Origin of the sequence: Sphaerisporangium corydalis, from assembly GCF_025506355.1 — a bacterium.
GTDB lineage: Bacteria > Actinomycetota > Actinomycetes > Streptosporangiales > Streptosporangiaceae > Sphaerisporangium > Sphaerisporangium corydalis.
Window position 1 is genome coordinate 38038 of record NZ_JANZYP010000042.1, and the last position, 11828, is coordinate 49865.

Consider the following 11828-nt stretch of genomic DNA (forward strand, 5'->3'; position numbering starts at 1 on the left):
AGGCGCCTTCCGGCTCGTGAACAGTGGGTCTCGCGTGGGGACCTGGGCGGACCGGGATCTCCAAGATCCGCGTACCGTAGCCTGGGCACCACGATATGGGATGATCGTCGGCCTCGTCCGGCACCGATCGTCCGCCCGGCGCCCGCTTCCCCTGGAGGAACGATGTGGGAGGAATCCTTCTACCAGCTCGCGACAGCGGCCGCGCGCCAGCAAGGGATGATCACCGCTGCCCAGGCGGCCAGGCTGGGCGTCGACGGCGCGGCGCTCACCGGCCTCTCCCAGGCGCGCCTGATCATGCAGCTCGACTGGGGGGTCTACGAGCTCGCGGGCGCCTCGCTCGGCCCGATGTACGGCTACCCGTACGCGGCCTGGCTGGCCCTGTCGCCCGAGCTGTTCCGCTGGGAGCGCCCCGAACGGCCGGAACGTGACGCGGTGCTGTCGCACGAGTCGGCCTGCCGCCTGCATGGCCTCGGCTCGGTGCCGGCCCCGCTGATGGTCTTCACCGCCCCGGACGAGCTGCGGTCGCCCCGCGCCGTCAAGGTCCACGTGGCGAGCCTGGCGGCCGGCGAGATCGAGGTCGTCAAGGGCACGCCCGTCACCACGCCGCACCGGACGATCCTCGACCTGGTCCGCGACTGGACCAACCCCAACGACGTCCGGAGTGCCGTGACCGAGGCGGTCCGGGGAGACCTGGTCGACCTGCGGGCCCTGCACGCGGACCTGGCCCCGCTGGCGGACCGGCACGAGTTCCCTGCGGACGGGCTGGGGTTCGTCCGGTACTTCCTGCCCGACCTGCCACCGGGCCACCTGTCGACCCGCAACCTGCGCGCGCTCGCCGACCTGGTCTCGGGCGACACCGTCGCGGAGGCACGGCGCCTGCTCGAACCCGTGGTGGCGGCGATGCGGGCCGCCATCCCCACCACGAACGGAGGGGGGGACGGGGAGGACGAGCTGGCCCGCGACCTCGCCGAGGAGCTCGTCGCGCGGATCGAGCTGACCGGCCGGCGTCCGCGCACGACGACCACAGGTCAATCGCCGCGCCCGGGAAGCGACCGTCCGGGAGGCGGCTGACCGGGAAGCGACTGACCGGGAAGCGATCGCCCGGGAGGCGGCTGACCGGGGGGTGCCTCGCCGGGGTAGAGGTCGTGCCAGAGGCGCCGCAGAAAACGCGGCGCGTTCCTGTCGAAGTACCTCACCCGGCGGCGCAGCTCCTCCTCGGGCACCCGCTCGGGGTGCGCCAAGGCGAGACGCAGGTCCTGCTTGAACAGGGCCATCTCGTGGTCGTGCTCGCGCCGCGCGCGCCGCACGAGCCCGCCGTACGCCTCCTCGTCGGCCTCCGGATGGCAGTAGGTGCCCGCCACCCGCAGCAGCGTGGCGAAAGAAGCGCCGGGCGGGCGGAACGGCTCATCCATCGGTTCTCCCCTCCTTGGCGAACGGCGGCTCCATGAACATCGTGATGACCTCGTAGCCGTCGCCGACGGAGTTCGGCGTGAACAGGAAGTCGATGGTGCCGCCCTCGAAGGTGTCGATCCTGGTCGCGGTGGGCTCGGGCACGTCCGGCTCGCGTCCCGCCCGCCTGGCCTCCACCCACGTCTCGCGCGCCTCCTGCGCCACCCCCACGCTGCCGGCCAGGGGATCGAGCAGGTAGCCGACGCAGTACCGATGCCCGTCCGGCCCGAGCAGGTCGGCGATCGGCAGCGACACCCGGTCGGGACGAATGTCGGGGTCGACGTACATGTGGAGGGACTTCTGCACCTCCGGGTGCTCAAGCCCCCGGGCGAGCGCCGTGGCGAACGCGGTGAGGTCCGGGATGGACGTGGCCACGTCGGGGCAGCGGTGCCAGCGGTCGCCCCCGCGATACGCGTCGACCCCCCAGGCGCGCAGGACCGGGTCGGTCTGCGCGGGATCCTCCAGCCGGGTGGCGCGGCGATGAAGCGCGGCCTCGTCGACGTGCCCGGCGTGCCGCTCCAAGACGTGCGACCTGCCGAGGTCGAGGGCCGCGACGACGCGCTGGACGTCCGGGTGGAGGTTGCGCGCCGGGGCGAGCCACGGCCGCCTCTCGGCGTTGGCGGCGATGTACGCGACCGCGTCCCGCCTGGTCATCTCGGGGAGCCCGGCCTGGGTGGCGTCGAACCTCTCCAGCACCTCCCGGGGCGTGGGCCGCCCCTCACCGAGAGGAACGTCGAGCCGTTCGGCGAACCGCGGGGGCGGCGCGTCGCCGCCGAGGTCGAACGGCGCGATGCGGCGGGCCGCGTTGACCTGGACCGCCTCGTCGATCGCCTCCCGCAGGTGGTGGATCTCTCCCTCGTCGAGGCGGAAGATCCGGAGGTCGTCGACCGCCTGGCGGCGGAAGTCCGGGCTATCCAGAAGGTCCTTGATTATCCCGGCGACGGCCTGGCCGCGCCGCTCGGGCGGGGCGTCGAAGGCGTCGCCGATCCGCGCCGTCTCGGCGGGGGGAAGCTCGTGCTCGGAGACGAGCATCCTGTACGGGTGCACGATCGAGGCGCCCTCGTAGCTGGAGTCGGTGTCGAAGCGCGGTTCGATCACGCCCTTGAGCGTGAGCCGGATGGCGTCCCACTTGCGGCCGGCCTCCTGCGGGATGGCGACCTCGGTGCGCAGCCATCGGTGGAGCTCCTCGGTGTAGAACCGGCTCCGCCTCCAGTCCGCGTCGTCCCAGGAGTACCACTCCTCGGCCTTGAGCAGCACCCCGCGGCCGAGCCGCCGCGGCCACTCGGCGAGCTCCCCGCTCTCGACCAGCCGGTTGATCCGGTCGGCGGTCACCGCCACCTTCGCGGGGAGGTAGACGGCCACCGGCGCGCCCCTGCGGTTGGCCGGGTCGGGCAGGTCGGGGCCGTACAGCACGCGCCGCATCGCGTCCAGCGGCGGGGGAAGCCGGTCACGGGTCCCGCGGAACGCGGTCACCGGACGGGCCGAGGTGTCGAAGTACGGATTGCCCTGCTCGTCGTGCACCGCTTCTGTGCGGCCGTACTGCCAGTCCGCCCAGTAGAGCTGCCAGCGGTTTCCCTTGTTGCCGTCGTGCTCACGGGCCTCGAAGTACACCGTCGGCACCCCGAGGACGGCAGGCATCTCCAGCACGCCGCTCTCCACGCCGATCTGCACGATGTCCCGCTCGGTGTTGAGCCGGTGGAAGAACAGCGCCTGCTCGGCGTGGTTCAGGCGCACGCCGTCGTTGCGCGCCGCGTCCCAGAACTTCACCAGGGTCGAGGAGTCGACGCCGTCCAGAACGCCTTCGCGATCCCACGCCTCGCGCAGCTCGGGGCGCCTGGCGAACAGGTCGTCCCCCACCAGGAGGATGTGCCGGTCGGGCTGTGACTCGCGCAGCGTCTCGATGGTCTGGCGGAGGATCTCCGGCCGGGTGTCCAGGTGCGGGCCGTGCCGGCCCCCCACCGGCTGTGCGCGGGTCTCCCTGACCCACAGCAGCGCGTACTTCTCCCGGCCCGTGCCCGTGCTCCGGGGCCGCTGCCTCTCGTTCGCCGCGTACACGCGCTCGGCCACCGCCTGGGCCCGCGCGTCGCGCGACCTCGCGGTCTCCCGGGTGCCGCGCATGCCGTCGACCATGGCCTGGCGCGCCTCGACCGGCGTCTCACGGACCCTGTCCAGCGCGAACATGTGCGACCTGACCCAACGGGTCTCGCTGTAGTGCGACTCCTGCGCCGAGTCGGCGTGCGCCAGCCGGACGCGGTGCGGCTCGATGCCGTACTCGTCGATGAAGCGCCGCCGCATCGCGAGCGCGTCGCCGAGCGGCTGGGCGTGCAGGTCGACGAGGTCTCCGCTCAGCACGGTGGGGTCGACGCCGTGGATGGGCAGGCCCCGCAGCGCCCGCCGCACCGCCACGGCGTTGGCCTCGTCGGCGGTCATGCCCTCGGGGACGGCGTCCAGATGGGAGAAGTGCGTCTCGTTGGCCTCCCACTGGAAGGTGCCGAAGGTCCGATCCGGCATGTACGCGATCTCGACCGTGGTCTTCGGGTCGGCCATCAGCGCCGCGGCGTGGATGTAGACCTCGCCGCTCTGGTGGGTGTACAGGCGGAGGCTCTTGTTGTCCAGGTCGGAGATCCGGGTCGGTTCGTACCCGGAGGGGGCCATCAGCTCCTTGCGGACATAAGTGATCTTCTCCCCGGTCGTCAGGTCGGTCCGTGCCTTGAGCGCGTCGAGCCGCGCTTCGAGGCCGCGCGGGTCATCCGGTCCCGACGAAAGCTCGTTCCACCGTGCGATCATGTCCCGCTCGGCGACCGCCTTGGACGGCGGCGCGTGCCCGGTGGCCTCGATCGGCCGCACCGGCCCCTCGGGCGCGACGTCGGCGGCGCGCGCCTGGTACGGGTGCGCCGTACCGGACACGCCGTCGGTGGACGCGGCAGGTGTGATTCCGGCCTCCGTGACCGTGAACTCCGGGCCGGGGAGCCGTTCCGGCGTCCGTTCGACCCATTGCCGGGTGGCGGGGTTCCAGTCCGCGTTCGGCGGGTCGTGCGCCAGGAGCGGGTCGAGGAAGGCCGAGGCCAGCGGTGTGGCCTCCAGCAGCGACAGGTACGGCATCCCGGGGGTGGTCGCGAGGTACTTCGCGATGGCCTTGCCCCAGTTAGGGTTGGGCAGCTCGAACCGGTCGGGCACCTGCAGGTTCTCGCCCCATTCGATCCTCATCGCGAACTCGCCGCGCAGCATGGCGTGCGTGGCGGGCCCGTCCCAGGGGTGGTTCAGGGCGAGGAACAGCGTGTCGACCAGGTCCTGTGAGCGGTAGGGCAGATCACCGGACTTGCAACTGAACAGTCCCCCGCCCCTGGACACGCAGTCGAGGCACTTGGTGTCCAACGTCCTGATGCCGTGGGTGAACATACCCGAGATCTTGTGGGCGAGAGTGTCCTCCCTGGAGATGACGCGCAGGTCAGGTCGCTCGTGCGGGGAGCCGGTGCTCATGATGTGCTCGGGGAACGGGATGATCTCCGGCGTCTTCCAGAGCGGCCGGGCCGGCGGGACCAGGTCGACGCTCAGCTCCATGAGCGGCATGTCGCCGAGGAGTACGGTGTGCGCGATCCGCACCGCCTCGCCGTGCATCAGCGGGACCTCGGACTTCGGCTCGAACCTCAGATGGTCCCCAAGGTCGAGCCGCAGCGCCTCGGAGTACTCGGCGGCCATGCGTACGGGGTCGGTGTCGCCCTGCCGTACGAGGTCGATGTCGGTACTCGCCCGGCTGTCCGGGTGCCGGGCGAGCAGAGACTGCCCGCCCTTGAGCATCCAGCCGTCCGGGCTGGCGGAGAAGATCCGCGCGAGCGCGCGCTGGAGGGCGAACTGCTGCATGGCGTCCAGAGGCGTGGTGCCCTGGCGTTCAGCCTCGGCCCGCACCCGCCCACCAAGATCGCGCCAGAACTCGGAGAACGGAACACCCGCGGGACCGCCCCCGACCTGATGCCCGCCCGCGGGACCGAATCCGACCCCCGGCGAGCCGGCCCCGTCGTCCCCATCAGACCGCCCCTGACCGTCCCCATCGGATCCCGCCCGACCGTCGCCATCCCTGTCGGACCCCGGCTGACCATCACCATCCCTGTCGGACCTCGGCTGACGGTCGCCGTCCTCAGGGGCGCGCCGCCCGGGATCACGATCTCCGGAGAGCCCTTCGGGACGCCCACCGCCCACCGCCCGATCCTCGGGAACGCGCCGCCCGGGAACATCGTCACCGGAGTGACCTCCGGAAAGGGCGTCCGGACGCGCCCCGCCCGCCGCCCGGTCCGTCCAGTGCGCCGCCGCCCGATCCCCACCGTCCGCGGACGGGTGGGCGCGCGCGGGCAAGGACCCCTCGGAATGCGCCGTCTTGACCGCTTCCGGGTGCGTGGCCAACGCCGTCGCCACCCCGTCCGGCGAGGTGGTCGCCGGGTGACCCGCCTGCTCGGCCCTCGGCCCGGGATGCGCGTCCTGGACGTCCGGATCGCCCAACGCCTGCGCCACCTTGTTGTACGAGGGCTCTCCGGTCGCGGGCTCCCGCGACGAAGGCACGCGATCCGCGGACATGTTCCGGGCCACCGCACCGGGCCCGGCGAGTTCGGTCCTCACCTCGTCACGCGCGACCGCGGGCGCGCCGTCAGCGGCCAGGTCGACGCGCGCGCCGGCCGGACGCCCCCCGCCGGGCGGCAGGTCGTCCCTCGGCTCCGCCGGGCGTGCCTCCGCCTCCGGCGGCCCCGGCTTCCGTGTCCGGTCGGCGGCGGCCGGGTCGAGCGAGCCGGCCGGGTCGAGCGAGCCGGCCTGGCGGATCCGGTCGGCCGGCGCGAGGTCGCCGGTGAGGGGCTGCCGCGCGCCGCCCGAGCCCTGCTCGGGACGACCCGCCACCTGGCCGTCCCCCGCGTCGGTGCGAACGGGTCCCCGCGGGTCGTGACCGGTGACCATCGTCCCGGCGCCGGGATCGTGGTCGCCGGCCGGCCGTACATGAGTGCCGGGCGGGACGGGCTCCCCGAGGGCGGGGCCGTGCGCACCGGCCGGGGAAGCCTGGGCGTCCAGGCCGGACAGCTCGGTATGGACGGGGATCGACGCCCCCGGAGAGGCCTGGGCGTGACCGGCGGCAGGGTGGACGTGGCCTGCCATGGTCTGCCCCGAGGACACCTCCCCCCGCGTCCCGGGGACGGCGAACCCTTCGGCGGTGCTGGAGCCGTGGAGGGCGTTCGTGGCCTCGGCGTGGACGCCCATGCCGACGGCCATCAGCAGGTTCTCACCCCACCTGATCTCGTGCCAGTTGACGTTCCCGTGGTTCTGCAGCGCGTTCCCGCCGACGTCGGTGCTGATGTTGACGGTGGCGTTCACACCCGTGTGCAGGGCCAGACGACCCGGGGTGGAGTCGGTGAACACCGCCGCGAGGGAGCTGCCGTTCGTGGCGGCGTCACCCATCACGCGGTACATCGCGCCGGTCATCCCGCCGCCGGCCGCACCGAGCGCCACCGATTCGTTGAACGCGCGGGCGTCGAAACCCTCCTGCAGGCCGTACCAGTGGCGGCTGCCCTGGACGACGAGGTTCAGACCGCCGACGTAGACGGCGCCGGCCGCGGCGGCGCGGGCCTCGGCCGTGCGCAGCATCGCCGACAGGTTCAGCCCGGCGACGCGGGTCTCGGTCAACGCGGTGAGCTGCGCGGCGGGTCCGGCGGGGGTCGGGGCGAAGATGCGCGCGACCGCCCACAGGCCGAACAGATAAACCGTCGACAGGTAGAACTGCGCCTTGGCCGACTTGATCTCGTTCGCCAGGGAGCGGCAGAAGGCGGCGAGGCCCTTGCACGCGGCCAGGGCGTCGGCGAGATACCCGCCACCGGCGTTGGCCAGCGCGGCGAACGAGTTGCCGAACGCCTCGATGTCGGCCCCGGCGTTCTCGGTGGAGATCCGCGAGGCGTGCCCCGCGGCGCTGTCGGTCACCTCTTCGATGACCTGGGCCATCCGGTCGAAGGCCGCCGCCACGCGCTCCATGCCCATCGAGTCACCGTCGGGCATCCTGCAGTTGACGGTTATCAGCTGCAGGAACGGCTCGACCTCGTGGTACCAGGCCGGCGGCGGGTCGTCGCGCACCAGGTGATCGGCCTCGGGCCCGGCCACCCGCCGGATCGTGGACGCCTCGCCGGAGGCCACCCTGTCCCCGTCGAGATCGAAGCGGGGGTTGTCGCCGGACTCGACCTGCGCCCAGCGCTGTGCCATGCGGACCGCTCCGACCGCGTGCCCCCGCAGGGCCAGCGCGAGCTGTGCGATGCCGTCGAGCAGCTCGTCGCGCGCCTCCCGGAACCCGATGCCCTCGGCCGATCCGTCGAAGAAGGCCCGCCCGAGCTCGTCGTTACCCCAGGGCGACCCCTCCGCGTTCAGCGCACTGACCAGCCCGACCAGGCCGGCCGTCAGCACCAGTCCCGCGTCGGCGATCACCTCGGCGGCCGCCGTGATCTTGTTCGGATAGACCTCTACGTACCCCACGCGCCGGCCGTAGCCGTCAACCCCCCGAATAGCCAACTTTCCCCCTGTTGATCGTCAATATTACGATCAACGAACCGTGCCCCCGCACAGCCCCTCGCCCCCACACGCCTCGCTAATCGCTCAGTAGCCCCTCTCGCCTTGCCAGCAGCCGCGCACGCTCGGCGGACAGCGCGGTGTGGCGGTCCCGCACACACGCGTTCATGTTCCGGACCCATCCGGCCGTCTTCACGACCTCAGCCCGGCTGCGCTCAATCCGGTCATGCCTGATCACATCGGTGATGATGTTGTCGAAGAAGACGTCGGCGAACCACCGCGTGTCGATCTGGGGCAGGCGAGCACGTGCCGAGATGCCGACGTCCGCCAGTTCACGGGAGAAGACGTCCAGGGCCCGCTGGGCCCCCCAGGCCGCCTGGTCGGCGCTGCCCAGCCGGTCGTGCTCGATCGAATCGGCGATCAGGCCGCCGCCGAAGACATCCCAGGTGGACGCGCCCAGGGCCGAGTCCAAATAGTGCAGCACGCCACCGATGGCGTTATGAGCGACCTGCCCGGCGTGGTGGGCCTGCCTGTGCTCAAGCTCTCCCGCCGTCACGCGGTCAAGGGCGGCGCCGATGTCGGCCAGCTCTCTGGAACGGGGATCACCGTCGCCGATGAGTCGCCGTTCCTTCTCGGCCAGCAGCCCGGCGTATTCAGCCGGAGCCGTCGCGAGCCCGGCCAGCTCCGCCTCGGCCGCCCGCGCGTCCGCCTCGAGCCGGGCCAGCCTGGCCCGATGGCCGTCGACACGCTGCCGGGCGACGGCCACCTCGACGCGCTCACGAGCCAGATGCTCCTCGCGAACGCCCAGCAGGCGAGCCAGCATGGCGGACACCCCGCTCTCCAAACGGGCGACGTCCTTTTTCTCCTTGGTCAACTCCAGCTCCAGGCCCGCCAGAGCGTGCTGGGCTCCCCTGATCTGCTCATCGGTGACTTTCCGCAGCCGCCGCAGATGGTCGGCCCGGTGTGTCCTGGCGGCCGCGTCACGCAACCGCCCGTCAAGTTCTGATGAACTGGTCACATTTCAAATGACGAACAAGACACTCCCGACGTTCCACCCGACCCCCATGGACAAAAGCGCCCCGGCCATGATCGGCCCTGGCCGTGGAAACGAGCCACGTGCGCCGTACGACCATATTTCGGCATTAGGTCGACAACGATCTACGAAGGATCTCCCCAGGGCACACGGCAGTCTCTCGCGAGGTACATACCCTTAGAGGATTGTTCCCCGTTTGGGCGGGCTGGACAGGTGGGGGGTAAGGGGGGCCGCCGTGACAGACAGCGATGGCCTGGATTACTGGGCGAGGTACGGGTTCAGCGAGGAACTCGTCAGAGCTCTGTTCCATGGTCTGCGCGTGGGTCTGTACGTGGTCGGCCCTACGGGGAAGGTCCTCCTGGTCAATCCGTATGCCGAGAGGCTGCTTGATCGTCCCGCACGGCAGTTGATCGGGGCCGACCCCCACGACCTGCTGCACCGCAACCCCGACGGCAGCCCGATCCCCCGGGGGGATTGCCAGATTCTGGCCGCGTTCGCCGAGGGGGTGTACGTCCGCAGCGATGAGGCGTGGTTCACCCGCGGATCCGGAGGCCTGCTCCCAGTGGGCGTGATGGCGGCCCCGCTCCCGTTGGGCGGGGAGGAAACGGGCTCGGTGGTCCTGTTCTACGACCTGTCGCGGCACAAGGCCGTGGAACACGAGCAGGCGGCCGCCCTCGCGGCACTGGAGAAGCTGACCGACCGGTTGTCGCTGATGGCCGAGACCAGTACCGTGCTGGCCTCCACCCTGAAGGTGGACGAGGCGCTGCGGCGGCTGTCTCGCCTGGTGGTGCCCCGACTGGCCGACTGGGCGATGATCGACCTGCTCGGCCCCAGCGGCGACGGGGTGGACCGGGTGGCGGTCGTGGTAAGACAGGACCGGGACGGTGTCGAGTGCGAGCAGTGGGAGGGGCCGCTTCCGGCCTTTCCTGAGACCTCCCAGGAGCCGATGGCGCGGGTGCTGCGCGGCGGCCCCGCGGTGCTGTTCGGCCCTGAGGAACTGGCCGAGCGAATGGAACAGGAGGAGTGCGGCATCCAGCGGCGGCGGCCTTATCAGGAGTTGGGTGCCCATTCGGTCATCGTCGCGCCGCTGCGTACGCCGCGCCGGGTGCTGGGTGCGCTCACCCTGGCCCGTTATGAGACCTCCCTGTCGTACGACTCCGCCGACCTGTCCCTTGTCGGCGACATCGCCAGCCGGGCCGGGCTCGCGGTGGACAACGCCAACATGTTCGAGGAGCAACGCCGGTTCGCCTCCTCCGCCTCTCACGAACTCAGAACGCCGCTCGCCGGCCTCCGCGCCCGGCTCGAGGAGGCGGTGCTCTACCCCACCGACATCGATCCGCAGGAGACCATCAGGGAGGCGCTGGCGGTCACCGATCGCCTGGAGACGATCGTCGACGACCTGCTGGTGCTGGCTCGGCTCCACGCCGGGGAGCCGACCGCGTACGAGCCGATCGACGTCGGCGCGCTGGTGGTACGAGAGGTGGCGGCCACGGCGGGTCGCGTGCCGCTCCACGTCGACGCGGGCCGGGACGTGAACGTCCTCGGCAACCGGATCCAGCTCATCCGTGTCATCGACAACCTCCTGGTCAACGCCCGGCGGCACGCGGACACAAAGGTCGAGGTGACCGTGGCACGAGCGAAGGGCTCGGCCGCCATCACCGTGTGCGACGACGGCGCCGGAATCGCGCCGCAGGACCGGGAGTACGTCTTCGAGCGCTTCGTCCGCCTGGACGAGGGCCGACGCAGGGAACCGGGCGGCAGCGGCCTCGGCCTGGCCATCTCCCGCGACATAGCCCACGCCCACAACGGCACCCTCACCATCGAAGACTCCCTCCACGGCGCCCGCTTCGTCCTCCGCCTCCCCCTAACAAACAAACGCCCATAGCCCTCCCACCTCGTAGCCGGCCCACTGATTGATCCGGTTGGGCCTGGCCATACGCCAGCGCCCCCAGACATGCCGTCAACGCGAGGAAAGGACGTGATCCCCACGGCGGGCGACCAGGTCCACCCGTTCACGTCTTCGTGCGGGCCATGTGATGTGGTCAGGGCAAAGCCCACGTTCCGGATCATCACGAGATAGTTGAGATGGTCCGACAAAACGAGGAGCACTTCCTATCACGATCATCCGGTTCGTGGTCCACAGCCTGCATACCAGACAGAGGTAGTTGCTAGCTTTGTCGAGTCGTTTCCAAAGTGACCTGGCAGGGATGGGCCAGGGGTGCCGGACCCCCCGTTCCGACACCGCCCTTGCCCCCAAGCCCATCCCCACCAGTACAAGACCGGCAACCGGCCGCTGGAACTCGTGTCGAGGCGGGGACCTAACCTCCCGCCCGGGCGACTCAGCAGTCGAGCCTGATGGTCGAGTGGAAGGTGTCGGGCATCTTGTACCAGGCCCCTCCGGAGAGGTCCGGGGCCCAGCTGCGGACTCCCTTACATCCGGTGGGGATGTAGAAGCCGTCGGTGTCCTTGAAGTACTTGGTCGAGGTCTCCCCCGGGCTCAAGAAGGCTCCGGACGCGGTGTCCGGCGGCCAGTTGTTGATGATCCACAGATCGTCGTCGGATCCGCCGGCGTTCTGGACGGTCCCGCAGATGACCCCGGCAGTGCAGGTTCCGAGCGGCACCGGGTCGCCGCCCGGCCCCGAGGCGGTCGATCCGGCGGCCGCCGCCGGCAGGGTGACGGCGCACGCCATCACGACGCCGACGGCCAGCGAGGCTAGGCCCAGCATTCTCCTGTCAGACAACTCAAGCTCCAATTCCCCGTGGTGAAACTGATCGATCGGATGGGCACCAGACTGGCTCACACGGAAACGGCCGGGCA

At 71.1% G+C, this 11828-nt stretch carries 6 protein-coding genes; 2 read left to right on the forward strand and 4 right to left on the reverse strand.

The genetic code is table 11. The features are described 5' to 3' along the window. The first annotated feature begins 162 nt into the window (after positions 1-162). Complete coding sequence (locus tag NYZ98_RS25835) at positions 163-1071, forward strand: hypothetical protein (protein WP_262845840.1); 909 nt, start codon at positions 163-165, stop codon at positions 1069-1071. On the opposite strand, the gene NYZ98_RS25840 is transcribed toward NYZ98_RS25835, so the two are convergent. The 3 genes from NYZ98_RS25840 to NYZ98_RS25850 form a co-directional block, all read right to left on the reverse strand. After that, positions 1029-1412, reverse strand: a complete 384-nt coding sequence (locus tag NYZ98_RS25840) for a hypothetical protein (RefSeq protein ID WP_262845842.1) — start codon at positions 1410-1412, stop codon at positions 1029-1031. The genes NYZ98_RS25835 and NYZ98_RS25840 overlap by 43 nt on opposite strands. Then, positions 1405-7944 carry a nucleotidyl transferase AbiEii/AbiGii toxin family protein gene (locus NYZ98_RS25845; protein WP_262845844.1) on the reverse strand — a complete coding sequence of 2180 codons (6540 nt, stop codon included), beginning with the start codon at positions 7942-7944 and terminating at the stop codon, positions 1405-1407. The genes NYZ98_RS25840 and NYZ98_RS25845 overlap by 8 nt, the downstream gene beginning before the upstream one ends. 112 nt (positions 7945-8056) lie before the next feature. Beyond that, positions 8057-8965 (reverse strand): hypothetical protein, encoded by a 909-nt coding sequence (locus NYZ98_RS25850; RefSeq protein WP_262845846.1) that lies wholly within the window; start codon positions 8963-8965, stop codon positions 8057-8059. Positions 8966-9245: 280 nt separating this feature from the next. Here NYZ98_RS25850 and NYZ98_RS25855 point away from each other — a divergent pair, with 280 nt between their 5' ends. Beyond that, positions 9246-10895: an ATP-binding protein gene (locus NYZ98_RS25855; protein WP_262845848.1), complete on the forward strand. Its 1650-nt coding sequence runs from the start codon at positions 9246-9248 to the stop codon at positions 10893-10895. Between the two features lie 454 nt (positions 10896-11349). On the opposite strand, the gene NYZ98_RS25860 is transcribed toward NYZ98_RS25855, so the two are convergent. Beyond that, complete coding sequence (locus tag NYZ98_RS25860) at positions 11350-11751, reverse strand: hypothetical protein (protein ID WP_262845850.1); 402 nt, start codon at positions 11749-11751, stop codon at positions 11350-11352. Positions 11752-11828 lie beyond the last annotated feature (77 nt).